This is a genomic window from Aeromonas sp. QDB39 (genome assembly GCF_027707585.1).
Taxonomy (GTDB): Bacteria; Pseudomonadota; Gammaproteobacteria; order Enterobacterales; family Aeromonadaceae; genus Aeromonas; species Aeromonas hydrophila.
Genome location: NZ_JAPCIV010000019.1, coordinates 42,244 through 66,461, shown reverse-complemented (window position 1 = coordinate 66,461; position 24,218 = coordinate 42,244). Strand labels below are relative to the sequence as shown.

24 protein-coding genes and 1 riboswitch are annotated in these 24,218 nt (G+C 62.6%); of the genes, 16 read left to right on the top strand and 8 right to left on the bottom strand.

Going from position 1 to position 24,218, the window contains the following annotated elements; all coding sequences use genetic code 11:
* Positions 1-65: 65 nt before the first annotated feature.
* The gene (locus PG899_RS12855) at positions 66-347 is read left to right on the top strand and encodes a ribbon-helix-helix domain-containing protein (protein ID WP_039213478.1); all 282 of its coding nucleotides are present in this window, start codon (positions 66-68) and stop codon (positions 345-347) included.
* 74 nt (positions 348-421) lie between these two features.
* On the opposite strand, the gene PG899_RS12850 is transcribed toward PG899_RS12855, so the two are convergent.
* Together PG899_RS12850 and PG899_RS12845 are read right to left on the bottom strand one after the other, a co-directional pair.
* Complete coding sequence (locus PG899_RS12850) at positions 422-817, bottom strand: VOC family protein (protein ID WP_190284152.1); 396 nt, start codon at positions 815-817, stop codon at positions 422-424.
* A 153-nt stretch (positions 818-970) separates the two neighbouring features.
* A complete protein-coding gene (locus PG899_RS12845; protein ID WP_005302068.1) occupies positions 971-1,753 on the bottom strand; it encodes an alpha/beta fold hydrolase in 783 nt (260 codons plus the stop codon).
* 106 nt (positions 1,754-1,859) lie between these two features.
* Here PG899_RS12845 and PG899_RS12840 point away from each other — a divergent pair, with 106 nt between their 5' ends.
* The 3 genes from PG899_RS12840 to PG899_RS12830 are packed head-to-tail and all read left to right on the top strand — an operon-like array spanning position 1,860 to position 3,092.
* Positions 1,860-2,216 carry an MmcQ/YjbR family DNA-binding protein gene (locus tag PG899_RS12840; RefSeq protein ID WP_016351046.1) on the top strand — a complete coding sequence of 119 codons (357 nt, stop codon included), beginning with the start codon at positions 1,860-1,862 and terminating at the stop codon, positions 2,214-2,216.
* Entirely contained in the window at positions 2,213-2,701 is a 489-nt protein-coding gene (locus tag PG899_RS12835) for a GNAT family N-acetyltransferase (RefSeq protein ID WP_102988554.1), read from the top strand. Before PG899_RS12840 ends, PG899_RS12835 begins: the two co-directional genes overlap by 4 nt.
* A gap of 55 nt (positions 2,702-2,756) precedes the next feature.
* Positions 2,757-3,092: a DUF3802 family protein gene (locus tag PG899_RS12830; protein WP_024944925.1), complete on the top strand. Its 336-nt coding sequence runs from the start codon at positions 2,757-2,759 to the stop codon at positions 3,090-3,092.
* A gap of 341 nt (positions 3,093-3,433) precedes the next feature.
* Here PG899_RS12830 and msrA read toward each other — a convergent pair whose 3' ends face one another.
* Positions 3,434-4,066 carry a peptide-methionine (S)-S-oxide reductase MsrA gene (gene msrA, locus PG899_RS12825; protein ID WP_024944924.1) on the bottom strand — a complete coding sequence of 211 codons (633 nt, stop codon included), beginning with the start codon at positions 4,064-4,066 and terminating at the stop codon, positions 3,434-3,436.
* A 258-nt stretch (positions 4,067-4,324) separates the two neighbouring features.
* On the opposite strand from msrA, the gene argA reads away from it, so the two are divergent.
* The gene (gene argA / locus PG899_RS12820; protein WP_190284151.1) at positions 4,325-5,653 is read left to right on the top strand and encodes an amino-acid N-acetyltransferase; all 1,329 of its coding nucleotides are present in this window, start codon (positions 4,325-4,327) and stop codon (positions 5,651-5,653) included.
* 107 nt (positions 5,654-5,760) lie between these two features.
* A riboswitch (Lysine riboswitch) is annotated at positions 5,761-5,985 on the top strand.
* 89 nt (positions 5,986-6,074) lie between these two features.
* On the top strand, positions 6,075-7,427 hold the full coding sequence (gene lysC, locus PG899_RS12815; protein ID WP_039213472.1) for a lysine-sensitive aspartokinase 3: 1,353 nt from the start codon (positions 6,075-6,077) through the stop codon (positions 7,425-7,427).
* 94 nt (positions 7,428-7,521) lie between these two features.
* Here lysC and PG899_RS12810 read toward each other — a convergent pair whose 3' ends face one another.
* Positions 7,522-8,610, bottom strand: a complete 1,089-nt coding sequence (locus PG899_RS12810) for a hypothetical protein (RefSeq protein ID WP_011706391.1) — start codon at positions 8,608-8,610, stop codon at positions 7,522-7,524.
* A gap of 254 nt (positions 8,611-8,864) precedes the next feature.
* Between PG899_RS12810 and PG899_RS12805 the strand changes: the two genes are divergently transcribed.
* Entirely contained in the window at positions 8,865-11,126 is a 2,262-nt protein-coding gene (locus PG899_RS12805; protein WP_085734861.1) for an LTA synthase family protein, read from the top strand.
* A gap of 89 nt (positions 11,127-11,215) precedes the next feature.
* On the opposite strand, the gene PG899_RS12800 is transcribed toward PG899_RS12805, so the two are convergent.
* On the bottom strand, positions 11,216-12,229 hold the full coding sequence (locus PG899_RS12800; RefSeq protein ID WP_190284150.1) for a S66 family peptidase: 1,014 nt from the start codon (positions 12,227-12,229) through the stop codon (positions 11,216-11,218).
* A gap of 262 nt (positions 12,230-12,491) precedes the next feature.
* Between PG899_RS12800 and PG899_RS12795 the strand changes: the two genes are divergently transcribed.
* The 5 genes from PG899_RS12795 to cysG all read left to right on the top strand — a co-directional run bounded on the left by PG899_RS12795 (position 12,492) and on the right by cysG (position 18,015).
* On the top strand, positions 12,492-13,334 hold the full coding sequence (locus PG899_RS12795) for a patatin-like phospholipase family protein (RefSeq protein WP_011706394.1): 843 nt from the start codon (positions 12,492-12,494) through the stop codon (positions 13,332-13,334).
* A 198-nt stretch (positions 13,335-13,532) separates the two neighbouring features.
* Entirely contained in the window at positions 13,533-14,591 is a 1,059-nt protein-coding gene (asrA, locus tag PG899_RS12790) for an anaerobic sulfite reductase subunit AsrA (RefSeq protein WP_190284149.1), read from the top strand.
* A gap of 1 nt (position 14,592) precedes the next feature.
* Positions 14,593-15,429, top strand: a complete 837-nt coding sequence (gene asrB / locus PG899_RS12785) for an anaerobic sulfite reductase subunit AsrB (protein ID WP_190284148.1) — start codon at positions 14,593-14,595, stop codon at positions 15,427-15,429.
* An 11-nt stretch (positions 15,430-15,440) separates the two neighbouring features.
* On the top strand, positions 15,441-16,451 hold the full coding sequence (gene asrC / locus PG899_RS12780; protein ID WP_190284147.1) for a sulfite reductase subunit C: 1,011 nt from the start codon (positions 15,441-15,443) through the stop codon (positions 16,449-16,451).
* A gap of 172 nt (positions 16,452-16,623) precedes the next feature.
* Positions 16,624-18,015, top strand: a complete 1,392-nt coding sequence (cysG, locus tag PG899_RS12775; protein ID WP_190284146.1) for a siroheme synthase CysG — start codon at positions 16,624-16,626, stop codon at positions 18,013-18,015.
* Positions 18,016-18,102: 87 nt separating this feature from the next.
* Here cysG and PG899_RS12770 read toward each other — a convergent pair whose 3' ends face one another.
* Together PG899_RS12770 and PG899_RS12765 are read right to left on the bottom strand one after the other, a co-directional pair.
* Complete coding sequence (locus tag PG899_RS12770) at positions 18,103-18,705, bottom strand: hypothetical protein (protein ID WP_190284145.1); 603 nt, start codon at positions 18,703-18,705, stop codon at positions 18,103-18,105.
* Between the two features lie 272 nt (positions 18,706-18,977).
* The gene (locus PG899_RS12765; RefSeq protein ID WP_011706400.1) at positions 18,978-19,295 is read right to left on the bottom strand and encodes a heavy metal-binding domain-containing protein; all 318 of its coding nucleotides are present in this window, start codon (positions 19,293-19,295) and stop codon (positions 18,978-18,980) included.
* Positions 19,296-19,732: 437 nt separating this feature from the next.
* Here PG899_RS12765 and PG899_RS12760 point away from each other — a divergent pair, with 437 nt between their 5' ends.
* From PG899_RS12760 to PG899_RS12745, 4 genes are read left to right on the top strand one after another with little or no spacing between them, the layout of a single operon-like run.
* Positions 19,733-20,851, top strand: coding sequence for an HBL/NHE enterotoxin family protein (locus tag PG899_RS12760; protein ID WP_190284144.1), 1,119 nt, complete (start codon positions 19,733-19,735; stop codon positions 20,849-20,851).
* 24 nt (positions 20,852-20,875) lie between these two features.
* Positions 20,876-21,196, top strand: a complete 321-nt coding sequence (locus tag PG899_RS12755; RefSeq protein WP_269150393.1) for an HBL/NHE enterotoxin family protein — start codon at positions 20,876-20,878, stop codon at positions 21,194-21,196.
* On the top strand, positions 21,193-21,954 hold the full coding sequence (locus tag PG899_RS12750; RefSeq protein ID WP_323947283.1) for a hypothetical protein: 762 nt from the start codon (positions 21,193-21,195) through the stop codon (positions 21,952-21,954). Before PG899_RS12755 ends, PG899_RS12750 begins: the two co-directional genes overlap by 4 nt.
* A gap of 46 nt (positions 21,955-22,000) precedes the next feature.
* Positions 22,001-22,801 (top strand): hypothetical protein, encoded by an 801-nt coding sequence (locus PG899_RS12745; protein WP_029300414.1) that lies wholly within the window; start codon positions 22,001-22,003, stop codon positions 22,799-22,801.
* Between the two features lie 91 nt (positions 22,802-22,892).
* Here the strand turns inward: PG899_RS12745 and PG899_RS12740 are convergent, their stop codons facing one another.
* Positions 22,893-24,185 (bottom strand): NAD(P)/FAD-dependent oxidoreductase, encoded by a 1,293-nt coding sequence (locus PG899_RS12740; RefSeq protein ID WP_011706404.1) that lies wholly within the window; start codon positions 24,183-24,185, stop codon positions 22,893-22,895.
* Positions 24,186-24,218: the final 33 nt, after the last annotated feature.

Genomic DNA, 24,218 nt, shown 5'->3' with positions numbered 1-24,218 from the left:
CTTTTTTGACCCGGACGGCAGAGTTGCCTACCATGGCCCTCCCCTTTACCGCTCAGGACAAGCCCATGTGCACAGTCTTCTCCGGCCAGGATCCCACTCACTACGCCTGCACCACCCGCTCGGTGCGGATCTGCGGCCACAGCACCAGCATCCGGCTGGAAAACAAGTTCTGGACCATCCTGGAGCAGCTCTGCCAGGCCCAGGGGCGCTCCATGGGGCTGTTTCTCTCCGAGCTCTATCAGGAGGCGCTCGGCAACGGCATGGAGATGAGCAACTTTGCCTCCCTGCTGCGCTGCTCCTGCCTGGTTCATCTGGAAGCAAGACAGGAGCCGGACGTCGCCGCCTGAGGAGCCTTTTCCTTCCTTATGAAAAAAGGGCCGCAGCACCGGGCTGCGGCCCCTTCCAATTCCACGCTTCAAGCTCAGGCGAAGCGGCCGGCCCGCTCGATGAACTCGATCTGGTAACCGTCGGGGTCGGTCAAAAAGAACAGCCGGGCCAGCAGGGTGCCCTCATGGTGCATCGCCTTGACCGACGCAGGGGCCAGACCCAGTGCCGTCAGGCGCTGATGCGCCGCCTCGATGTCTGCCACCGTCACCGCCAGATGGCCATAGCCGTTGCCATGGCTGTAAGGCTCGGCCTGACCCTGGTTGTGCGTCAATTCGAGTTCGAAACCACTCTGGTCATTGGCAAGGTAGGTGAGGGAAAAACCGTCGAAGGGGAAGTGATCCCGCACCGCCAGCTCGAGGGCCTCGCGGTAGAAACGCACGGATCTGTCCAGGTCACGAACCCGGATCATGGTGTGGACGAGTTTGGTCATAGGGACTCCTTGGTGATGGGAGTCACAGGGTAACCAAGGGCTCAGCCGGCCGGGTAGTAGTGGACTAGCACCCGGTGATTGGCGGCCAACACCTGACATGACCTCGCAGGCTCAAGCCACCAGGGCCGCATCAAAGCGGCGGCTGGAGCTAATTCAGCCGGGCTGGGCGGTGAGAAAGGCCAGCGACTGGCGGTTGAAGTGCTCGGGCCGCTCCACGTTGCAGACGTGGCCGCAGCCGTCGATGATCTCGAGCCGGCTGTAGGGATCGCGCGCCACCTGCTCGCGCACCGGCGCCAGGAACATGTGATCTTCCTCCCCCATCACATAGAGGGTCGGAATGGGCAGGGCCCGTTCCTTGAAGTAACGCATCAGGGGATTCACCTCGGTGGCGAGGCGAAACCAGCGCTTGAACTCTTTTTGGCACAATTTGCGCGCCTCGCGCACGAACAGGTTGCGCGACTCCTGATGGTGCTGGCGCGGCATGATGATGAAGGCAAACAGCCGGTAGAGCCACATGTAAGGCAGGATGTGCTGGCCGAGGCGGCCGAGCTGCACCAGCACCCGCGAGCGGATGTCGAGCCGCAAAATGGCGCCGCCCAACACCATGCTCTTGACCCGCTCGGGACAGAGCTCCGCCAGATGGCGAATGAGGATGGTGCCAAGGGAGATGCCGACGAAGTGGGCGCGGCGAATATTGAGGTGATCGAGCAGTTGCAGGATATCCTCGGTCACCGCCCGAAAGCTGTAGTGACCCTTGATCACCTGCTGCAGCTTGTGGGACTGGCCGTGGCCGCGCAGATCCAGCAGCAGCACGTTGAAATGTTCGCGATAGGCGCGCAACTGCTTGAACCAGATGGAGGAGCTGCCGCCCGCCCCGTGCACGAAGACTACCCAATCCCGCTCGGGACCCAGCTCGAAGGTCTTGTGATACAACATCTTGCGACTCCCTCATCAACGGCATTGGGGTATAGTAGGCGCGCATCTTAGCAGATTTTTTCACCCGACTAATACGTTTGCACCGCAAGCGGCGAGGAGCATGACCATGGAGTTGACCCGTTTGAGATCCTTTCTGCTGACCCTGCCGGGCGCTCAGGAGGATACCCCCTTCGGCCCAGAGATCCTGGTCTATCGCATCGCCGGCAAGATGTTTGCCCTGCTGGACTGGCAGGCCGAGCCGCTGCGCCTGAACCTCAAGTGCGAACCCGAGCTGGCCCTGCTGCTGCGCGAACTCCACCCCGAGGTCAAACCGGGCTGGCACATGAACAAGCAACACTGGAACACGGTCACCTTCAGCGACGGCCTGGCCGACGATCTCTGGCAGGGCTGGGTGCATCACTCCTACGAGCGGGTGGTGGCCGGTCTGCCCAAGGCCAAGCGTCCGCAGGCGCCGCAGCGATGAGCCCCGCCATGGCGGCAGAGCCCAGACTCGTCCAGCTGAACGAGCAACACATCCCCGCCCTTTGCGCCCTGTTCGAGCAGTCGGTGCGAAGGATTGGCCCGCAGCACTACAGCCCGGAGCAGGTGGAGCAGTGGGCCCTCGGCGCCCATCATCCCGGCTTTGCCGGCCAGCTGCGCGAGCACCACGGCTGGGTGCTGGAGCAAGGCGGCGAGCCACTCGGTTTCGTCACCCTGAGCCAGGATGGCCACCTCAGCCTGCTCTATGTGAGCGCCGATCACCCGCGCCGGGGCTATGGCGGCCTGCTGCTGGCTGCGGCCCTCGCCGAGGCAAAACGGTTCGGCCTCACACAGCTGACAACGGAAGCCAGCGCCTTCAGCTATGGGCTATTTTTACGGTATGGCTTTGAGCTGACCGGATTGGAGAGCGTGGAGCGCGGCGGGGTCGGTTTTATCCGTTATCGCCTGCACTGCCGCTTGCCAAGCTAGGTCCAGCCACTAAAATACGCACAGTTTTTTCGTATTGTTGAGGATTGAGGCCGCCATGGTTGTAGAAAGCGAAGGCTATATCGCCCTGATTGAGTATCTGGTGGAGAGTCTGGGACTGTTTGAAACCCAGCAACAGAGCAGTGGTGAACAGACCATCGAAGATCTGGTGAGCGGCCGGGTGGCCAGCAACCTGATGGCCATCTGCGAGCAGAATCCGCAGCTCGATCCCAAGTTGCGCTTCGTGATCATGCAGGAAGCCGATGCGGTGGTGGCCGATCTGGAAGAGGTGCTCTCCGCCGTCTGGCTGCGCGCCCCGACCCCGGAGCAGAAAGCCTTCCTCGAAGAGTTCATCGACCTCATCAAGAACCTGTTTGACGGCGCCATCAGCTGATCACAATGGCGAACGCCAAGTTCGCCACTCCCTCGCAAATTTGTCCGCACCGCAAACATGAAAAGGGCCGCCTTCAACGGGCAGCCCTGCTTGCTATCATTTCAACTCATCAAGCTTTTCAATGACTTTTATGAATTTTCGAGGCAAGAAATGTGTCTGGTCTTAGCCGCCATCCATGGTGGCTACTAGGTTAGGCAAAGCGGGTTCAATTTAGTTCCCGCCCATGACACATTTTTTTATGATTTTTTTCACTCTCCTGACAAAACCCGATAAAAAGGCCGCAAACGCGGCCTTTTTCTTTTTACAATCAATGACAAGTAACAGATACCCGTCATCTTCACCTAGCGGTTGAGGCTCGGTGGCAGGCAGACGCCGATGCCACCCAGGCCGCAATACCCGTCCGGATTCTTCTCCAGATATTGCTGATGGTAATCCTCGGCGTAATAGAAGGGCGCCAGCGGCAGAATGCGGGTGGTGATGGTGCGCCCGTCACCGCTGGCCGTCATCGCCTGCTGGTAGGCGGCCAGACTCTGCTGGGCAATTGCCTCCTGGGTGTCATCCCCGAAGAAGATGACGGAGCGGTACTGGGTACCGATGTCACCGCCCTGGCGCATGCCCTGGGCCGGATCGTGCTGCTCCCAGAACAGCTTGAGCAGATCGCCGTAGCTGATCACCTTGGGATCAAACACCACCTGCACCGTCTCGGCATGGCCGGTCAGCCCGCTGCACACCTCCTTGTAGGTGGGATTCTGGGTCACCCCGCCCTGATAGCCGGCTGCGGTGGAGTAAACCCCGGGCTGTTGCCAGAACAGGCGCTCCACACCCCAGAAACAGCCCATGCCAAACCAGGCCACCGCCATCCCTTCAGGCCAGGGTCCCTGAGTCGGGTGACCATTGACCGCATGCTGCTGGCCAATCACCATCGCCTCGCGGCGTCCCGGCAGCGCGTCTGCCGGCGAAATAATCTGTTCCATGCACCCTGTCCTTGTATAAAAACCTGTGCGATAGCACAGCTGACGAAAAGGAATATCGAAGATAACAGTTTATGGGCCGGGATCAACCTGAGGCGTACCCTCACACCGCTGACCCCCTGCCCTGCCTGGTGTCGCCGCTGTTCGAACCGCCTGGCCGTGCCGATGACAAAATCGCGCAAAATCAATATTTAATCTTGATTTGTGAATTTATTTTCATATATTGAGCCCGTTGCTGTTTTTTTATGGAAGAAGCCTCAAGTGCGTGAACGCGAACCCAGCCTGGTCTATGCCTTTCGGCAGTCTACCCCCTACGTCAATGTGCACAGAGGCGCCACCTTCGTGCTGATGATGGGGGGGGAAGCCCTCTGCCACCCCAATTTCGCCAACATCGTCAGCGATATCGCCCTGCTGCAGACCTTGGGTATTCGCCTGGTGCTGGTATTCGGCTCCCGTCCGCAGAACGACGAGGCGCTGGCCCGTGCCGGCATTGAGGCCCAGTACCACAAGCGGATCCGGGTCACCGATGACGAGAGCTTCGCCATCATCAAGCAGGTGTGCGGCGGCTTGCAGTACGACATCACCGCCCAGCTCTCCATGGGGCTCGCGAACACACCAATGCAGGGTGCCCGCATCAGCGTGGTGAGCGGCAACTTCGTCACCGCCCAGCCGCTCGGGGTGGATGACGGCATCGATTTTTGCCACAGCGGCCGGGTACGCCGCATCGACGTGGAGGGGATCACCCGCCAGCTGGATCAGAAGAGCCTGGTGCTCATCTCCCCCATCGGCTGCTCGGTCACCGGCGAGAGCTTCAACCTGAGCTCGGAAGAGGTAGCCCGCCGGGTGGCTGTGGATCTGAAAGCGGACAAACTCATCTGCTTCAGCAGCACCCAGGGGGTGATGGACCGCCACGGCGAAGCCATCTCCGAGCTCTTCCCCGAACAGGCCGAAGAGCTGCTGGTGGAGCTGGAGCAGGCGGGGGAAGAGATGTCCGGCACCGCCCGCTATCTGCGTGCGGCCATCGCCTCCTGCCGCGGCGGCGTACCCCGCTCCCACCTGGTGAGCTATCAGGATGACGGCGCCATGCTGCAGGAACTGTTCAGCCGCGACGGTCTCGGCACCCAGATCGTGCGGGAAAGCGCCGAGCAGGCGCGCGCCGCCACTATCGAGGACATCGGTGGCATCCTGGATCTCATCCGCCCGCTGGAGGAGGAAGGTATTCTGGTGCGCCGCTCCCGCGAGCAGCTGGAGATGGAGATCGACAAGTTCACCATCATAGAGCGCGACGGCCTCATCATCGGCTGCGCGGCGCTCTACTGCTTCATGGAAGAGGCGATGGCGGAGATGGCCTGCGTCGCCATCCACCCCGATTACCGCAACTCCAACCGGGGGGATCAGCTGGTGACCAAGGTGGCTGAGCGGGCCAAACGGCTCGGCATCCGCCGCCTGTTCGTGCTCACCACCCGCTCCATCCACTGGTTCCGGGAACGGGGCTTTGATCCGCTGGAGGTGGAAGATCTGCCGGTGGCGCGCCAGCGCCTCTACAACTGGCAGCGTCGCTCCAAGGTTTTGTCAAAGACAATCGTATAAGTAATTGATTTTGCGTTGGCTTGACTGACTTTTTTAACTTTTTCACAAACTCGATTGACAGTGCAATCCAACGCAAGGTATTTCTAAATGCACTCCACCGCCCTGGTGGAGCCAGAAGAGGAGCGCTGCCCAGGCAGCCCGAGGGAGGACACCAGTGTCCGGTGAACTTGGGTCAGGGGGAGCAGCGCCGAGACATCTGAGGCAACTGGATACCTCAGTGTCGGCTGCGGGGGCTGAATCCCCCGGGTTGTCATCGGTAGTGGTCATCCCCCACCGCGCCCCGTCAGGGGCGGGTACGGGATGGGCTCTGCGGGTGGAGTGCTTCTGGCCGGGATAGCTTCGATCATTCCTGCCATTTTCAGCCTCCTCCTCTCTTTTTGCCCGATGGATCCGGATTTTCATATTAAGACAGGAGTAAGCAATGAGCCCGATCAATGTCGCCAAGTTTGGCGGAACCAGCGTCGCCAACGCGGCAGCCATGAACAACTGCGCCGATGTGGTGCTGGCCAACCCGGCCACCCGGGTGGTGGTGCTGAGTGCCAGCGCCGGTGTCACCAATCTGCTGGTGGCACTGGCTCAGGGCGATCTGGACGAGGCGGGCCAGGAGGCGCAACTGGCCAGGCTCACCGAGATCCAGCAGGCCATTCTGACGGAGCTGGGCGACTCAGGCGATCTGAGTGACCTCATCCACGGCCAGCTCGGCGAGATCCGCACCATGGCACGCCAGGCCCATCTGCACACCGATGCCGAGCTGGCCGACAGGCTCATCGCCTGCGGCGAGCTGATGTCCACCCGCCTCTTTACCGAACTGCTGCGCCAGCGCGGCGTGAAAGCCTGCTGGCAGGATGCGCGCCAGCTGCTGCGCACCGACAGCCGCTTTGGCAAGGCCAGCGTGGATCTGGCCGCCACCCGCGCCCTCTGCCAGGCCGCGCTGGGCCCCCTGCTTGGCGACAGCCTCATCATCACCCAGGGCTTTATCGGTGCCGACGGCGATGGGCGCACCACCACCCTCGGCCGGGGCGGCTCTGATTACAGCGCGGCCCTGTTGGCCGAGGCGCTCGACGCCGGAACCATCGAGATCTGGACCGACGTGCCCGGCATCTACACCACGGATCCGCGCCTGGTCACCCGCGCCCGCCCCATCCCCGAAATCAGCTTCGTGGAGGCGGCCGAGATGGCCACCTTCGGCGCCAAGGTGCTGCACCCGGCCACCTTGCAGCCGGCGGTGCGCCAGGACATCCCGGTGTTTGTCGGCTCCAGCAAGGATCCGGCCGCCGGCGGCACCTGGATCCGCGCCAGCACTCGCACCAATCCACTGTTTCGCGCCGTGGCCCTGCGCCGCAACCAGGTGCTGGTCACCCTGCACAGCCTCAACATGTTCCACGCCTACGGTTTTCTGGCCGAGGTGTTCGGCATCCTGGCCCGCCACCGCATCTCGGTGGATCTCATCACCACCTCGGAGGTGAGCGTGTCGCTCACCCTGGATCACACCGGCAGCCAGAGCAACGGTGAGCCCATCCTCGGCGACAAGGTGCTGGCGGAGCTTGGCCAGCTGTGCAAGGTGCAGGTGGAGACGGGGCTGGCGCTGGTGGCGCTGATCGGCAACCGGATGAGCGAAGCAGCCGGGGTGGGCAGTCAGGTCTTTGACGCCATTCGCGAGCACAACATCCGCATGATCTGTTACGGCGCCAGCGCCCACAACCTCTGCTTCCTGGTCAAGGAGGACGAGGCGGGCCATATCGTCAACCGCCTCCACCAGGAGCTGCTCGACTGATGTACTGACACCGCATGGAAATAAAAAAGAGGGGCCGGCTGGCCCCTCTTTTTATATAAGGTGATACGCAGATGGAATCTAAGTGCGGTTCTCCCTAGCCCACCAGGGTCGGTACCGGCAGCAGGTTGGCCCGGATCTCCTCGCGCAGCCCTTCCAGCCGGCTCAGCAGCGCCACCTGACTTAAGCCCGCCTCGTCGGGGCCCAGGTTGTCCACCAGCTCGGCGAAGTGTTCGGTCACCGCCTGCTGCAACCAGTCGAGCCGGCGCAGAGTGAGCGGGCCGCAGCTCTTGCCGCTGAGATCGTCGGCAATGTCGAGCCGGTGGCTGCGATACATGTCGCGCCACCAGTTGGCAGCCAGCGCTTCCTCGCTGGCCAGCGCCGAACGCCACTCCCCCAGCAGGCTCTGCAAGCGGGCCAGCACCGGTGCGCTCGCCCCCTCCCGGGTCAGGTGTTGCAGCTCCCGCTGCGCCCAATTGATACACAGGCCGCGCCAGTAACGAAACTGCGGCAGCGGATCCGGCTCGTCAAGCCACAGGCCCGAGAGGGTGCGGGTCTCCAGCCGCTCCGGTACGTGAAATGCGGGATCGGTGAGGCCGTTGGAGTTGAATTCATGGCGGGGGTCAAAGGGCCACATGTAGCCAAAGTCGAACACGCTGATCTGCTGGCCGTCGTCGAGCAGGTTGCCGGGGCTCGGATCCCAGTCGAACCAGCCCCAATGGGCCAGCTCCGCCTGCACCGCCAGCATCTGCGCCAGGTTGCGCTCGTTCAGTTCATGCACCGGCACGCCCCGCAGCCAGGGAGAGACCAGCACGCCGGCGCGGGCCGAGCCAAAACAGGTACAGACCACGTTGGCCAGGATGGTGGGGTGCAACTCCCGCAGGGCCTCTATCTCGCGGCGGCGCTCCAGCTCGGTCAGGAAAGCGGTTCTGCCGTCCACGTTGGCCACCAGGGAGTCGTGCCGGCGCCGCTTCAGGCACCAGTGATGTCCCTCCACCTTGAGGTGGAACACCTCGGCGGTGAGGCCGTGACGATAGACCTTGAGCACCGCCGGATGATCCTCCTTGAGTCGCACCAGCTTGGCCACGGACAAGGGACAGTCCTGCTCGCGCCCGATCCGGATCTCCTGTTTGCTCTCCAGCATGCGGAGCAATCTTGCCTGACGTGCCGCTACTTTGGGATTCATACATGTACCTCCATCCATATTGAGAGACTAAGCAGCAAGGCAGAGGCAGGCCAGTGGCAAAGCGCCATGATGACGCTTTCATCACAGAATGAGTGCGGCCCCCGGATCGGGATCACAGTTTGCATGGTTTCACGGTCACGCAATGTTCATTGTTCGGTCATTAAATTGACAACAAGGAACAAGCCCATCACCATCGGGTCAAATTAAATGCAGCAGCCATGTTTCATCATCACTCGCTCAAAGGATGAGCCCATATGAAAGCCCCCACTTCAGCGCGCTTGTCAGCTAGGGTGCCCGCTCTGCCCTCCGTGCTGCTCGCCATGCTGGCCGCGCTGCTGCTGCTGACCCTGTTGCTACCGCAGATCAACCCCGCCAGCTGGCTCGGCCGGGCCCAGCCGCTGGTACTGGGGCCGGCGGACAACCCCATCGCCACCCTCACCCGTCACGCCCTGCTCTACAAGAGCGACAGCCGCGGCCTCTATCTGGTGGTGCGCAGCCAGTGGCAGTTGCGCGGGCCGCTGCAGGAGGGTGACAAGGTCAGGGTGGAGCTGCTCAATGAGAGGGGCGAGCGCATCGATCAGCTGAGCCAGCCGGTGGACAAGCGCCAGCTGTGCCGCAAGGGACGCTGCACCCTGGATCTCAACAGCACCCTGCGGGCCCCCGACGACGCCCTGGCCAGCCGCTATCAGCTGCGGATCGGCCTGCTGCTCAAGGAGAGGCCCGAGAGCGGTGAATTCAGCCAGATCCTGCAGACCCTGCCGGAGCGGGGTTTCAACCTCACCTATCTCTGCACCAGCCTGCTGCTGGTACTGGCCCTGAGCGCCGCCGTGCTGAAGGTGGTGCTGCCCACCCTCAGGCGCAATCTGCGCTGGCGCATCGCCGGCAGCCTGCTGCTCGGCAACCTCACCTTCGTGCTGCTGCACGGCTTCGTGGTGTTCAAGCTGGGGGAATTTCTGCTCTGGTCAGGCTTTCGCCCGGAGCACTACTACCTCGCCTGGGGCAGCATGGTACTAGGCTGGAGCCTCTGCGCGCTGGCGGGCTTCAACCTCTACATGGGGCTGGTGTTCACGGCGCTGTCCGGCATCGGGCTGCTGGCGAATTTCATGAAGATCGCCATCTACGGGGTACCGCTCGGGGGAGACGATCTCGGCAACCTGGTGGCGCTGCTGCGCATCCTGCTGGAGCAGCACCCGGTGCTGCCGCTGCTGGGCGGCGCACTCGCCCTCTTCTTGTGCTGGCGCTTCGCCCTGTCGCGCTGGATCCTGCGCACCCTGGCCGCCACCGCCGCCTTCTTTGCGCTGTGCGTGTTCGCCACCCAGACCGGCAACAAGCTGCTGGGGCCCAACATTCGCTACGTGGACAGAGCGGTCAACTACCACAGAGACATCATCCGTTCGGGGCCCGGCCTCTATCTGTTCAACCTGGTGGACGAGATGCTGCAAAGTGGCAGCGTGTTTCGCTATCCCTTGCAGATCAACGAGTTCACCCCTCAGCTCAGCCACGTCAGCCTGAGCCAGCCGCCCCGCTTCGATCTGGTGATCGTGCTGCAATATGAATCCCTCTGGCTCGGCTGGCAGGGCAAAATCTGCGCGCCGCCCCCCACCCTGAGCCTGCCGGCCAGCGTGCAGCAGTGGCACAAGACCATCCACTCCCCCACCACCGGCGGCATGACGGTACTGGCGGAGTTCGAGATGAACACCGGCCTGCCGGTGGGGCTGCTCAAACAGGGGGTGGTGCCCTACTACTACCTGTCGGAGCAGGTGCCGGGCCTGGCGCAAAGTGCGAAGCAAAGTGGCTACCAGACCCTGTTTGCCCACCCCTATGTGGAGAAATTCTGGGGCCGTGCCAAGGCGATCCCGGCCCTTGGCTATGAAGAGCGCTGGTTCGACACCCGCTTCACCACGCTCGAACACAAGGGGCTCTATATCTCTGATGATGCGTTGATCGACCACCTGCTCAAACGCAGCGAGCAGGATGAGCAGCCGCTGTTTGCCTACGCGGTCACCATGCAGGGGCACGGCCCCTTCGACGGGGATCGCTACCAGGCCCAGCAGCTCGACAAGGCCTGCCCGGACCAGAGCGACGCCGATCGCCAACTGCTCAACACCTACTACACCGGCGTGGTGGATGCCATGGCCTCGCTGGAGCATCTGCTCACCAGCCTGGATCGCTCAGGCAAACGCTACCTGGTGGTGGCTTTTGGCGATCACCAGCCGTTCCTGATGTCCGCCGGCAAGGGCATTCACGGCGACAAGCCGCCCCGCGATGCCAGCTACCAGATCCCCATGATGGCCTTTGCCCGCGCCGATGACTCCCTCAATCTGGCGACCCAGTTTGCCCCGGTGCGCCAGCTCTATCAGATGGGTCAGGCCACTCGCCAGCTGCTGGCGGGCGACATGACCCCCATACCGGATCTGGCCCTGCTCCACCCGGTGCTGGGAGAAGAGAAGGGATTCGATGTCGCCCCCCTGGTGCCGCAGATCCGCGCCAGCTTCCGGCCCGACGCCCTGCCCTGAGCCCCGCTATCGCGGGACAGATGACAAAGAGGTCGCCCAGGCGACCTCTTTGTCTATTTGCCGATGCAGCGATGGCAGCCAAAGCGGGCTCACTCGCCGAGCCAGGGCTCGCACAGGGTGAGACGCTGGGCATCGAGATCCAGCATCGCCTCGATGCCAAGGGGCAGGGTCAGCATGGGGTGGGTGTGGGCACAGTCATACTCCGCCAGAATGGGGAAGGTCGGCTCCCCTACTACCTCCAGCAGGATATCGAGCGGCCGCCGCCCGCTGCCCTGACTGTCGAACAGCTCGTGTTTGCCGAGCACCAGGGCACCGATGCGATCAAACACCCCGCACAGCTTGAGGTGGGCAAACGAGCGCTCCACCGTCGCCGCCAAATGGAGGCTGTCCTCCAGCAGTAGAATGTCCCCTTGCTCGATGGCCGGCATATAGGGGGAACCCCAGATCCCCGCCATCGTATTGAGGTTGCCGCCGATAAGCCGGCCCCGCACCCGACCGGTGCCCACCGAGATCAGTCGGTTTGGTTGGCACTGCTTGGCCCGGGTCTGGTTCTCCCAGTCAAGCCGCTCCTCGGTCCATTGCGCCGGGGTCGGCAAGGTGTGGGGCACGGCGCCACCACCGGCCTGACAGATCTGGCGAAAGCCCGCCAGCGTCTCGTCCACCAGCGGCGAGAGCTCGCCGAAAGAGGCCACCAGCGCCGGTCCGTAGAAGGTGACGAGGCCAGTGCGGGCATGAATGCCGAGCAGCAGGGCCGTCACGTCGGAGTAGCCGATGACTATCTTGGGATCGCGCTTGAGCGCATCAAAATCAAGGTAGGGCAGCAGGGAATTGGAGTTGTTGCCGCCAATCACCGACATGATGCAGCGCACCGCTGGATCGCGAATCAGGGCATTGAGCTCGTCAGCCCGGGCGGCGATGGAGCCGGATCGCCAGTGATCCTGCTGGCCGGTGAGGCTGCCCGCCTTGAGTCTGAAGCCCTGCCCCTCCAGAAACGCCCCGGCACGGGCAAAGCGGTTTGGCGCCCAGGCGGTAGCCGCACTGGAGGGAGAAAAAAAGCCGATGGTATCGCCGGGCTTGAGCCCCGGCGGTTTGAGCAGAGCCATGAATTGCGTACTCCCTGACAGCGATGATGGGGCCCCGCTCCCGGGGCTGAGGATAAAAACGTCCCCATACTAGTCCCTTCCTGGCCTGCTTCACAAGCAGTCAAGCACCCCCTTTTGTTTATGAAAACAAAACGACTGATTCAAAATTTACAGATATACCGAACAAAATCCCCTGCCTAGAATGGCCCCACTCCGCTCGTCAGCCCCGCGCTGGCATTTTCGACACGACTCGGCACTGCCGGCTCAGCGATGAGGCCCCCATATGAACAGAACCATCTCTCCCCACGCATTGGTCGTCGAAGGCGGCGCCATGCGCGGCATCTTCGCCAGCGGCGTACTGGATGCCTTCATCGAGCACGATTACCACCCTTTCGACTTTGCCATCGGCGTCTCGGCGGGCGCCACCAACCTGCTGGCCTATCTCGCCAGCCAGCATGGTCGCAGCCACGACATTCTGACCGAGCTGGCCTGCCGCCAGGAGTTCATGGATCCGCTGCGCTTCGCCAAGGGGGGCAATCTGGTGGATATCCACTGGCTATGGCACACCAGCTGTCGCAAGTACCCGCTGGACGTACACAGCTACCGGCAAAGCGGCATTCCCTTCTACGCGGTGGTGACCAACACCCTGACTGGCAAGGCGGAGTACATCCGGGTCAAACCGGAGAACATGAATGAAGTGCTGCCCGCCAGCTGTGCCATCCCCCTCGCCTCTCGCGAATATCCCGAGGTGCACGGGGTGCCGATGACCGATGGCGGGGTGGCCGACTCCATTCCGGTGATCGAGGCCTACCGGCGCGGCGCCCGTCAGCTGACGGTGATCCTCTCCGAGCCGCTCGGCTATCGGCTCAAGCCGATGCCCTTCCCCTGGATGATCCGCACCCTGCTCAAGACCCGCCCCGCCCTGGCGCAGGCGCTGGAACAGCGGGATCGCAGCTACAACGAGGCGCTCGATTTCATCGCCCATCCGCCGGCGGACTGCCAGATAGAGGTGATCGCGCCGGCAGACTACTTCCCGGTCTCCCGCTTTACCCGTGATCCCGACAAGCTGGAACTCGGTTACGTGATGGGCAAGTGCGCCGGCTATCAGGCCGCCCTGCTCAATTGACAAGGGTTTTACAGGCATGACCCGACCTGCCGCGACGCACGCGCCGCCCACAACAACAATCGGGTCCGTTGAGCAACATGAGTCATAAAAACAGACCGTGGCGAGGCAAGCGCGGCCAGCACAGGTGCCAGACACTCTGATCGGCCCTCTCCTCATCCCTATGCCAGGGCATCTCACCCTCATACAAGGTGTTTATTTATGTCGTTTCTTCTCACCCATCCCGCGCTGGCGCAGCTGTTCGAGCGGCTGTTGCCCGATTACCGGATCATGGCGCCCGCGGCCGAATATCGGGGCGGCCGCTTCTCCGACACCGACAACGTCACCTACCACAGCATCCGCCATCCGGCCGAGCTGGTGTGGCAGGATAAGTCCCACTTCTCCCCGAAAGAGGTGGTGCTCCCCATCACCCAGACCCTGTTCCACTTCGACAATCTGGAGCTGCGCGAATCAAAGGTGGAGGCCAAACCCACCCTGCTGTTCTTGCGCAGCTGTGATATCCACGCCCTGCGCCGGCTGGATCAGGTCTATCTCAAGAACGGCCAGAACAGCGACGTCTACTACGCCCGGCTGCGCAGCAAGCTCAAGCTGGTACTGCTGGAGTGCCGCGAGAGCTTCGAGAACTGCTTCTGCGTCGCCATGGGCAGCAATGAGACCCGGGACTACGCCGCCGCCATTCGTCTGAGCGATGAGGGAGCCCGCATCGAGGTCAAAGATCCCGAACTGCTCGGCTACTTTGCCGAGCTGGGTGAGCAAGACGACTTCACCCCGGAGTTTGTCCAGAGCAACCCGGTCAAGGTGCGTACCCCGGACAGCGTCTGTGACGACCCCCGGCGCATTCGCCAGATCCTCACCGCTCATCCAGTCTGGGCCGAGTACGACAGCCGCTGCATCGGCTGCGGCCGCTGCACCACCTCCTGCCCGACCTGCAGCTGCTACAGCGTGCACGACCTCACCTATGCGGAGAACCCCAAGCAGGGTGAGCGCCGTCGCCAGTGGGCCAGCTGCATGGTGGATGGCTTCAGCGACATGGCCGGTGGCCACGGTTTTCGTGCCAAGCATGGAGAACGCCTGCGTTATCGCGCCCTGCACAAAGTCAACGACTACAAGGCCCGTCAGGGAGAGGAGCACATGTGCGTCGGCTGCGGCCGCTGCGACGATCGCTGCCCGCACTACATCTCCTTTAGCAACATCATCAACAAGATGACCGATGTGGTCGAACAGACCATCGCAGCCGACAACGTTCAGGGGGCGAACTGATATGTGCCAGTGCCAACCAACCGCAACAGCAGAGCAGCAGGAAGTGGTCGAAAACCGCCTGCTGCCCAAGGCCTACACGATTCTGGCCATCGAGCGTCACACCGAGCTTGAGTGGAACTTTCGGGTCTCCCGCGACTTTGATGTCCACTACGGCCAGTTTGTGGAGATCTCCCTGCCCACCGTCGGCGAAGCGCCCATCTCGGTCTCCGACTATGGCGATGGCTATGTGGATCTGCTGATCCGCAAGGTCGGCAAGGTCACCGACGCGCTGTTTGGCCTCGATGTGGGCGACCAGGTGTGGATGCGCGGCGTCCATGGCAACGGCTACCCGCTGGAGGCCTATCGCGACCAGCACCTCATCGTGGTGGCAGGCGGTACCGGCGTTGCGCCGGTCAAGGGGTTGCTGCGCCGCTTTAGCAAACACCCGGAACAGGTGAAATCCCTCGACATGATCCTCGGCTTCAAGAACGAGCAGGCGGTGCTCTATCGCCACGAGATGCCGCTCTGGGCCGAGCGCCAGAATCTCATCGTCACCCTGGATGAGGGTGAGGAGAGCGAGCAGTTTCGCATCGGCCGGGTCACCGACTACATCGATCAGCTGGATCTCGCTGACAAGGAGGATATCCAGGCCATCGTGGTCGGCCCCCCCATCATGATCCGTTTCGTGGTGCTCGCTCTGCTTGAGCGCGGCATCCCCAAGGATCGCATCTGGGTCGACTACGAACGCCGCATGGCCTGCGCCGTCGGCAAGTGTGGCCACTGCCGGATGGGCGACACCTATATCTGCGTGGATGGACCGGTCTTTCGTTTTGACCAGGCCCAGCATCTGATCGACTGAGGGAGAACACCATGAGTCTCGATATCGACATCATCAAGGCCCGCGCCAAGAACGAATACCGCCTCTCCAAGGTGCGCGGCGAAGCGATGATCAGCGTACGCATTCCCGGCGGTATCATGCCCGCCCACCTGCTGGCAGTGGCCCAGCAGATCGCCGAACAGTACGGCAACGGCCTGATCCACCTCACCACCCGCCAGAAGCTGGCGATGCCCGGCATCAAGTATCAGGACATGGACAAGGTCAACGCCGCCCTCGAGCCCTTCATCAAAGAGATCGAGGTGGAGACCTGCGGTATCGAGGTGAATGACACCCGTGCCGGTTACCAGACCATCGGCGGGCGCAACATCGTCGCCTGTCAGGGCAACACCATCTGCCAGAAGGGCAATATCGACTGCACCGGGCTGGCCCAGCGGATGGAGAAGCACCTCTACCCCAACCCCTATCACCTCAAGATGGTGATCGCCGGCTGCCCCAACGACTGCGCCAAGGCCAACATGGCCGACTTTGGCATCCTCGGCATCGCCAAAATCCACTTCAATGCCGAGCGCTGCATTGGCTGCGGCGCCTGCGTCAAGGCGTGCAGCCACCACGCGGTGGATTGCCTCGCCATCAAACATGGCAAGGCGGTCAAGGAGGAGAGCAAGTGCATCGGTTGTGGCGAGTGCGTGCTGGCCTGCCCGACCCTCGCCTGGCAGCGGGATCCCAAGCAGCTCTACATGGTCAAGCTGGGGGGACGCACCAGCAAGAAGACCCCCCGTACCGGCAAGCTGTTTCTCAACTGGGTCACTGAAGAGGTGCTGCATGCGGTGATCAAGAACCTGTTCGAGTTCGAAGCCGAGATGCTGGATGGCAAGCCCATCTACCTGCACATGGGCCATCTCATCGACCGGGCCGGTTATCACAAGTTCAAGGCGCGGGTGCTGCGCGGCGTCACCCTCAACCCGGAAGCCATGGTCGCTGACCGCATCTTCTGGGCCGAAGATCAGTACGTCGCCAACATGCATGTCAAAGCGGTGCAATAGGAAAAACCTCGTTTGGGGAAGCTGATCATAGTGGCCGACAACCGGTGGGGATCTGTCGTTGGCCCGGGCGTGGATCACGCTTCCCCCTTTTTCCTCTCACTGCACCCCAACCCCTTCTCCTCTTTTCGTCCTGCGCAGCCCTCCGCTGCCGGACCCGCATCCGGAGCCCGTTATGGACTTTCTCCCTCTCTTCTGTCAGCTGCAACACAAGCCGGTGCTTATCGTCGGTGGTGGCGAGGTCGCGGTGCGCAAGGCGCGCCTGCTGCTCGATGCCAAAGCCCGGGTGACCATCAATGCCCCCCATCTCGAACCCCAACTGATGAGCTGGGCCGAGCAGGGACTGCTTACCGTCTGCGCCGCCGACTTTCACCCCGAGTTGCTCGATGGCAAATGGCTGGTGATCGCCGCCACCAACCAGCCCGAGGTCAACCAGCAGGTTTTCAACGAAGCGAGCCTGCGCCAGATCTTCTGCAACGTGGTGGACTCTCCTGCCCACTGCAGCGCCATCATGCCCGCCATCATCGACCGCTCGCCGCTGATGGTGGCCATCTCCAGCGCGGGTTCGGCACCGGTGCTGAGCCGCCAGCTGCGGGAAAAACTCGAAGCCCTGCTGCCGCAGCACCTCGGCCAGCTCGCTACCCTGGCGGGCAAGCTGCGCGAGCGGGTCAAGGCCATACCGGACAAACTGGCCCGCCGCCGTTTCTGGGAGCGGCTCTTTAGCCATGAGCGACTGGCATGCCAGCTGGCGCGGGGCCAGCAGCAGGCAGCCGAACAAAGCATCAACGCGCTGCTCAATGAGCCACAGCAGAGCAAGGGAAGCGTCACCCTGGTGGGCGCCGGCCCCGGCGATGCCGGGCTGCTCACCCTGAACGGCTTGCAGCAGCTGCAACAGGCAGATGTGGTGGTCTATGACCGGCTGGTGTCGCAGGAGGTGCTGGCGCTGGTTCGCCGGGATGCCGAGCGGATTTTCGTCGGCAAAGAGGCGGGCCGCCACTGCGTGCCCCAACAGGCGATCAACCAGCTGTTGCTGGAGCAGGCTCGGCTGGGCAAACAGGTGGTACGGCTCAAGGGGGGCGATCCCTTTATCTTTGGCCGAGGCGGCGAGGAGCTGGAGACCCTGGCCGAGGCGGGGATCCCCTTCTCCGTGGTGCCGGGCATCACGGCGGCCTCAGGCTGCGCCGCCTACAGCGGCATTCCCCTCACCCACCGTGATCACGCCCAGCGGGTGCAGTTCATCACCGGCCACGACAAGGAGGGCAATATCGCGCAGGAGTGGTCGGCGCTGGCGGCCCCTCGCCAGACCCTGGTCTTCTACATGGGGTTAGCCCATGCCGGCCGCATTCAGGACGAGCTGCAGACCCACGGCCTGCCCGGTCACACCCCGGTAGCGCTGGTGGAACAGGGCACCCACCTGCAGCAGCGGGTGGTACGCGGCGAGCTGCAGCAGTTGGCGCAGCTGGCCACCCAGGTCGGCAGTCCGAGCCTGATCATCATAGGTTCGGTGGTGACGCTGGCTGACAAGCTGGACTGGTACGGCGAAGCCAATACCCTGGCCGGAGTGTAACCGCTCATAGCACGCCCCTTAGCAGACCAGTAAGAAAGCGACGCAGGCCATGGCCTACGTCGCTTTTATCGGAATTGGGAAACGGATTTATTCGAAGGAGATAGGGCCAGTCGAGCCTGCATCCGTATCCTGCCAGCTGCTTTCGCTGCGTACACGGGGATCGCCCTGCAGGGTATAGAGGATCATCCCCTGACGAAACTGCAGGGCACCGTCGGTACGCTTGGCCTTCACCTTGACCTCGTTGACCCACACCTGCTCCTTGCCGTCGATCCGGATCTCGGCCACGGTCTGGCCGGTGCCGCTGTTCTTGGCGGTCCACTTGCCCTGATAGGGAGAGTTCCCCTTGGCCATCGGCAACGCGGCCGCCTTGCCTGCTGACCAGGATTGCACGGTGCAAAGGCCGTTGGCGCGGTTGTCGTGCTTGATGGCGTAGTCGATGCTGGGCTCGCTGGTGGCGGAATCCGAGGTGATGCCGATCATGATCTTGCCGCTCTGGGCCGAATAGGCATTGGGGGCATCGGTTTTCAGGGTAGCCTTCTTGCCGTTGATGTAGACGCTGCCCCCTTCTCCCTTGACCTGGATATTCATGGGGCAGCTGGCGCTGAAATTGGGCACGGCCGCCGCAACGCGGCCAGCATGGGCGGTGATGGCCAGGGTGATGATGGTCAACAGAGCTGATTTCTTGTGCATCTTGATACGCCTTGAGAGAGATGAAATGTCATCCATGCCGGATGTCGTCCTGATGGCACACACTCTAGTGCTGACGGCTCACCGCCGCCCAGTTAAAAAATATGAAATCGGCAGCGGGCCATTATTAAAAAATATTAAAGATAATAATCAATCAGTTATGAGCGAACGTCTGCACATGTTCCGCTGGCAGCCATGGAGGAGGCACCGCCAGCCCCCACAAAAAAGCCGATAACCAGGTTATCGGCCTTTGCCAAAGCAGGGGGAGCGCAGACTTAAACCAGCACGGCGGTGCCGCTGATGCTGACCATCAGCATGCTGCCGCTTTGTCCTACCACCTCGTAGTCAATGTCGATGCCGACCACCGCATTGGCCCCCAGTGCCGCGGCGCGCTCCTTGAGCTCGTCGAAGGCGATTTCCCGGGCCCGGGCCAGCTCTTTTTCATAGGCGCCGGAGCGGCCGCCGATGATGTCGCGGATGCCGGCGAACAGATCCTTGAACACGTTGGCGCCAAGAATGGCTTCGCCCACGACGATGCCGCGGTACTCGCGAATGGTCTTGCCTTCCAGGGTGGGAGTGGTTGAGAGGATCATCTTGTTTTCCTTGTGGAGTGTACTGGGGAGACAGCCTAAAGCAGCGCAGGAGACCAGGCAAGCAGGCAGACTCGATACGTGCCAGCCAGACCCTGGCCGATCGTGCCCCATATCCCGGAGCCACTGCCCGATGGCCGGCCTGTTTGCCGGCAGAAGTTATCGGAAAAAGGCAACACCGGGCCGCCAAAACGCCCCCTGCAGACACCTCTTTCATTAGCCGATCCGGCTCAAACATCAAGTGACAAAACTATCAGTTGTGACCCATTTTGCCTTTCCCTAGGGTGAGTCTGTCCCGGCACCAGCGCGGGGACAGACCCACTTCGTCACGAGGAGAGCAGCATGATGCAGCAGGATACCCGACTACCTCACCCCACCCTCGCACCGGGGGCATGTTCCCCCGCCAGCCCGCTCGCCGACACCGCGATGGAGACCATGTCATGACCACGATCGCCACCCTGGATCTGGGGGATCAAGGTCTGCTGGCCGCCTACCTGTCCACGACCTCACCCGCCCTGCTCAACCAGACCTATGCGAACTTGCTGTTGATGCAGCAGTCCTTGGCCAACAGCGAGATCGACTCCACCCTCGCGGTAAAAATCGAGGCCTACCAGGCCCAGATGATGAACCAGGCACGCTATTACCAGCAGACCAACCTGTCCGGTCTTATCCATCTGCTGAGCAACGGCTCCAACTTCTACGCCCTGGTCGCCGCGTTCAACCGCCTGCTGGGTCAGGAAGATGACGCCGCCGTTCTCGCGGGCGGGGCACGGCTGGGACAACAACTGACGTCCCTCGTCGATCAGGCCCAGAGCTACCGGCTCAATGCCCAGGCACTCAATACCCGCGTGCAGGTGGCCTGGGGCTCCCTGCGCCCCCTGATGACCCAGTTCAACGGCGTCATCACCCAGCTCGAGCAGGATCTGATGGCCGACGCCAAGCGTCAGACCGAGATCATTGACGCCCTCAACCAGGCTATCGCCGCCAATATCCAGGCGATCGTCGACGAGGGTGGCAAGGCCGGTGAAGGGGTCAACCAGCTGGGACGGGCCATCGTCACCTCGCTGACGCTGGAGCAGAAACCGGCCGACAAGGGAGCCAAACCCGCCACCTCGCAGGAGATAGCCAAAGAGACCGATCAGCAGACCCAGTACATGATCTCCGGCCTCGAGGCGCTCTCCTCAGGCATCGCTGGTTCCAGTCAGGCGGCCCGCGAGCTCAAGACCAACACCGACAAGCTGGCCCAGGCCTATCAGGCGCTGGCTGCCACCAACACCCTGCTGAGCGTGGCCAAGTCGGTGCAGGCGCAAAACCAGCTGTTTGTCGACACCTACAGCCGGGTTGCCGACACCGTCACCCAGTTGCCCGCAGGCTGGCAGAAGGTGGCCGACGCCTACCAAGGGGCCGTGCCCGTGGTCACTGACCTCAACAGCCCCGACGACGTACGCCAACTGCGACGCACCGTGGCGCTCAACACCCAGTCCTGGCAGCTGCTCTCGAGCCAGGTTGACGACATCAAGGCAGCCTACGCCGGCAACGGCATCCTGCCCGACGCTTAATCCCACCACGCAAGGACACGCCAAATGACCAACGCAACAACCATCACCATGGACCAGGGTATGGCCAACCAGGCTTCCCAAGCCATGCAGATCCAGACCTACTGCAACAGCGTCAAGCAGCAGGTGCCGGTGGACTTCAGCCAGTTCCCGAACCTCAAGGACAACCAGATCCAGATCAACCAGGGGCTCGATCTGGCGAAGGGGCACGCCGACCTCTATCTCAATACCATCCAGCCGCAGATCATCACCAACATCAGCAACATCTCCAACTACTTTGCCCTGCAAAACGCCATTCCGGCCGTGCTGCCGCCTGCTCTACCAAGGCGCAGTGGCTCAGGCAGCTGAGCGTCATCAAGGAGCAGGCTACCGAATATCAGCGCCTCTCCTCCGACACCCGCCTGGTGATCGTCAATCTCAACAACAACCTCATCACCGACTCCAGCAACTTCCAGGGAATCGTGGTGAACCTCAACAGCAAGGTGCAGGGGGATAACGGGGTGCTCGCCCAGCTCAACGGCGACATCGACAAGGTGAATGCGGCCATCGACGGCGCCATCGCCGGCATCGTCGCCGGGGGGCTGCTGGTGATTGGTGGCGCCTTCGTCACCGCCATCGGTGCCGTGGCTGACTTCGTCACCGCCGGCACCTCGACCCCGGTGGTCATCGGCGGGGTTGCCATGATGGTGGCCGGGGCCGGCGGCATCACGGCTGGCGCCATTGTGCTGCACAACTCGCTGGGCGCCCGTCAGGATCTGTACCAAAAACGCAGCAGCCTCAACAGCGAGGTGCTGATCGCCACCCAGATCGGCAACGGCTACAAGGGGCTGCAGGTGCAGGCGCAAAACGCCGTCACCGCCGCCACCCAGATGAGCAACGCCTGGGACTCCCTCACCTCCGATCTGGGCAGCCTGATCACCGACCTGGACAAGGGGATCACCAGCGGCGACGACATCCGCCAGCTCTGGCTGACCGCCGCCGACACCACGGTCAAGACGGTGCTCACCGACGTGACCACCATCAAGGCCCAGATGGCCGGGGTGAGCCCGCTGCAAGTGCCGCAGACCGACACCATCGCCAACTTCGTGGCGCGCCTGGCCGCCTAAACCACGGGAGGGCGGCCTGGCCGCCCTCTTCCATCAAGGAGACCCCATGAGCAACGGCATTCTTTCCCAATCCATTGCCAACATGCAGCAGGCCGAAGCGACCATTCAGTCCTTCAGCGGTCTGCCGCAAAACGCCGTCAACATCCAGCAAAACGTCGGTGAGGTGGTTGCCGCCCTGCTGCCCCAGGTGCAAACCATGCAGCAGCAAGTCCTGGCATTTGCTGCCCGCCTGGAGCTGCAACTGACCCAGCAGCTGGCCAATACCGGCCCCTTCAACCCCGAGGCACTCAAGGCGTTCGTCGATCTGGTCCAGCAGGAGATCGCCCCCATCCAGACCCTGACCGCCCAGACCCTGACCGCCAGCCAGAGTGCCAACGATCGCATTACGCAAGACAACATCGCGTTGCAACGGATCGGCGTGGAGCTGCAAGCCACCATCGCCGGGCTGCAATCCAACCTGGATGGCGCCCGGCAGGAGCTGGACTCCCTCAACAAGAAAAAACTCTACCTGCTGGGGCTGGGATTGCTGGGGCTGCCGGGCCTTATCGCCCTGGCCGTCACCCTGACGCAGACCCAGAACAAGGTGAGCAGCCTGGAGGGACAGGTGAACCAGATTGAGGGGCAGATCCAGCGTCAGCAAGGCTTCCTCGGCCAGACGACGGCCTTCTCCCAGCAGTTCGGCTCCCTCATCGATCGGGTGAGCAAGGTCGGCAACACCATCACCCTGCTCGGCGGCGACATTGCCAACGTCGCCCGCGATGCCGGGCAAGGGGATCCTGAGCTGGCGCGGCTGTTCTTCACCGCCGCCCTCACCGAGGTTCGCACCCTGCAGGTGGACGCCTCCTGATACCCCTGAAATACAAAAGGAGAGGCCTTGGCCTCTCCTTTTTCATTGTGCGCGGGGCCATTGCCGCCCCGCCACGTTTGCCCCAAGCGGCTTAGTGCAGCTTCAGGGTCGGGCGCAGCACCCGGTTGATGCGGCCCACCAGCATGATGAGGCCGGTCTTGACGTAGCCGTGCAGGGCGATCTGGTGCATCCGGTAGAGGGAGATGTAGACCAGACGGGCGATGTAGCCCTCCACCATCATGGAGCCGCGCATCAGGTTGCCCATCAGGCTGCCCACGGTGGAGAAGCGGCTCAGGGACACCAGCGAACCGTGGTCGTGGTAGAGATAGGGCTTGAGCTCGCCGCCGTTCATCTTGGCCAGGATGTTCTTGAACGCCTGGGTCGCCATCTGGTGGGCGGACTGGGCGCGCGGCGGCACGAACTTGCCGTCCGGCTGCGGGCAGGCGGCGCAGTCACCGATGACGAAGATGTTCTCGTCACGGGTGGTCTGCAGGGTCTCTTTCACCACCAGCTGGTTGATGCGGTTGGTCTCAAGACCGGCGATATCCTTCATGAAGTCCGGCGCCTTGATACCGGCTGCCCACACCATCAGGTCCGCTTCAATCAGCTCGCCATCCTTGGTGTGCAGGCCCTCGCTGGTCGCTTCGGTGATCATGGTGGCGGTACGCACGTCCACACCGAGCTTGACCAGCTCCTGGTGGGCGGCGCCGCTGATGCGCTCCGGCAGGGCTGGCAGGATGCGGGGGCCCGCTTCCACCAGGGTCACCTTCAGGCTGTCGGTGGTCAGGTTCTTGAAGCCGTAGGCGTAGAGCTGTTCGACCGCGTTGTAGAGCTCGGCAGAGAGCTCGACACCGGTGGCGCCGCCGCCGACGATGGCAATCTTCACCTTGTCGCCCGGCTGGTATTCGGTGGCGAACTGCAGGAAGCGGTTCATCATGCTGTTGTGGAAGCGGTGCGCCTGGGTGGGGCTGTCCAGGAAGATGCAGTGATCCTTGATGCCCTTGGTGTTGAAGTCGTTGGAGACGGAACCGATGGCCATCACCAGGTAGTCGTAGGGCAGCTCGCGCTCGTTGACCACGATGTCGCCGTTATCGTCGACGATCTTCCCCAGCACGATGCGTTTCTCGTCGCGCTTGATGTCGGTGAGGGTACCCAGCTGGAAGTCGAAGCCGTGATTCTTGGCGTGGGACTGGTAGCTCAGGGCGTCGATGCCCGCGTCCATGGAGCCGGTGGCCACTTCGTGCAGCAGGGGTTTCCACAGGTGGGTACGGTTGCGATCAACCAGGGTGATCTTGGCCTTGTTCTTCTTGCCCAGCTTGCGGCCCAGGCTGGTGGCCAGCTCCAGACCGCCGGCACCGCCGCCGACGACAACAATATTGGTCATGGTTAATTACCTCGGTTCCATTAAAGCGAAGGG

What these genes read in the sequence shown, in the direction of transcription:
- PG899_RS12855 (WP_039213478.1), top strand. Translation starts at nt 66, where the DNA reads ATGTGCACAGTCTTCTCCGGCCAGGATCCCACTCACTACGCCTGCACC.
- PG899_RS12830 (WP_024944925.1), top strand. Translation starts at nt 2,757, where the DNA reads ATGGTTGTAGAAAGCGAAGGCTATATCGCCCTGATTGAGTATCTGGTG.
- PG899_RS12770 (WP_190284145.1), bottom strand. Translation starts at nt 18,705, where the DNA reads ATGCACAAGAAATCAGCTCTGTTGACCATCATCACCCTGGCCATCACC.
- lysC (WP_039213472.1), top strand. Translation starts at nt 6,075, where the DNA reads ATGAGCCCGATCAATGTCGCCAAGTTTGGCGGAACCAGCGTCGCCAAC.
- PG899_RS12840 (WP_016351046.1), top strand. Translation starts at nt 1,860, where the DNA reads ATGGAGTTGACCCGTTTGAGATCCTTTCTGCTGACCCTGCCGGGCGCT.
- PG899_RS12760 (WP_190284144.1), top strand. Translation starts at nt 19,733, where the DNA reads ATGACCACGATCGCCACCCTGGATCTGGGGGATCAAGGTCTGCTGGCC.
- PG899_RS12765 (WP_011706400.1), bottom strand. Translation starts at nt 19,295, where the DNA reads ATGATCCTCTCAACCACTCCCACCCTGGAAGGCAAGACCATTCGCGAG.
- asrB (WP_190284148.1), top strand. Translation starts at nt 14,593, where the DNA reads ATGTGCCAGTGCCAACCAACCGCAACAGCAGAGCAGCAGGAAGTGGTC.
- PG899_RS12805 (WP_085734861.1), top strand. Translation starts at nt 8,865, where the DNA reads ATGAAAGCCCCCACTTCAGCGCGCTTGTCAGCTAGGGTGCCCGCTCTG.
- PG899_RS12745 (WP_029300414.1), top strand. Translation starts at nt 22,001, where the DNA reads ATGAGCAACGGCATTCTTTCCCAATCCATTGCCAACATGCAGCAGGCC.
- asrC (WP_190284147.1), top strand. Translation starts at nt 15,441, where the DNA reads ATGAGTCTCGATATCGACATCATCAAGGCCCGCGCCAAGAACGAATAC.
- msrA (WP_024944924.1), bottom strand. Translation starts at nt 4,066, where the DNA reads ATGGAACAGATTATTTCGCCGGCAGACGCGCTGCCGGGACGCCGCGAG.
- PG899_RS12740 (WP_011706404.1), bottom strand. Translation starts at nt 24,185, where the DNA reads ATGACCAATATTGTTGTCGTCGGCGGCGGTGCCGGCGGTCTGGAGCTG.
- PG899_RS12850 (WP_190284152.1), bottom strand. Translation starts at nt 817, where the DNA reads ATGACCAAACTCGTCCACACCATGATCCGGGTTCGTGACCTGGACAGA.
- PG899_RS12795 (WP_011706394.1), top strand. Translation starts at nt 12,492, where the DNA reads ATGAACAGAACCATCTCTCCCCACGCATTGGTCGTCGAAGGCGGCGCC.
- PG899_RS12810 (WP_011706391.1), bottom strand. Translation starts at nt 8,610, where the DNA reads ATGAATCCCAAAGTAGCGGCACGTCAGGCAAGATTGCTCCGCATGCTG.
- PG899_RS12800 (WP_190284150.1), bottom strand. Translation starts at nt 12,229, where the DNA reads ATGGCTCTGCTCAAACCGCCGGGGCTCAAGCCCGGCGATACCATCGGC.
- PG899_RS12755 (WP_269150393.1), top strand. Translation starts at nt 20,876, where the DNA reads ATGACCAACGCAACAACCATCACCATGGACCAGGGTATGGCCAACCAG.
- cysG (WP_190284146.1), top strand. Translation starts at nt 16,624, where the DNA reads ATGGACTTTCTCCCTCTCTTCTGTCAGCTGCAACACAAGCCGGTGCTT.
- PG899_RS12835 (WP_102988554.1), top strand. Translation starts at nt 2,213, where the DNA reads ATGAGCCCCGCCATGGCGGCAGAGCCCAGACTCGTCCAGCTGAACGAG.
- asrA (WP_190284149.1), top strand. Translation starts at nt 13,533, where the DNA reads ATGTCGTTTCTTCTCACCCATCCCGCGCTGGCGCAGCTGTTCGAGCGG.
- PG899_RS12845 (WP_005302068.1), bottom strand. Translation starts at nt 1,753, where the DNA reads ATGTTGTATCACAAGACCTTCGAGCTGGGTCCCGAGCGGGATTGGGTA.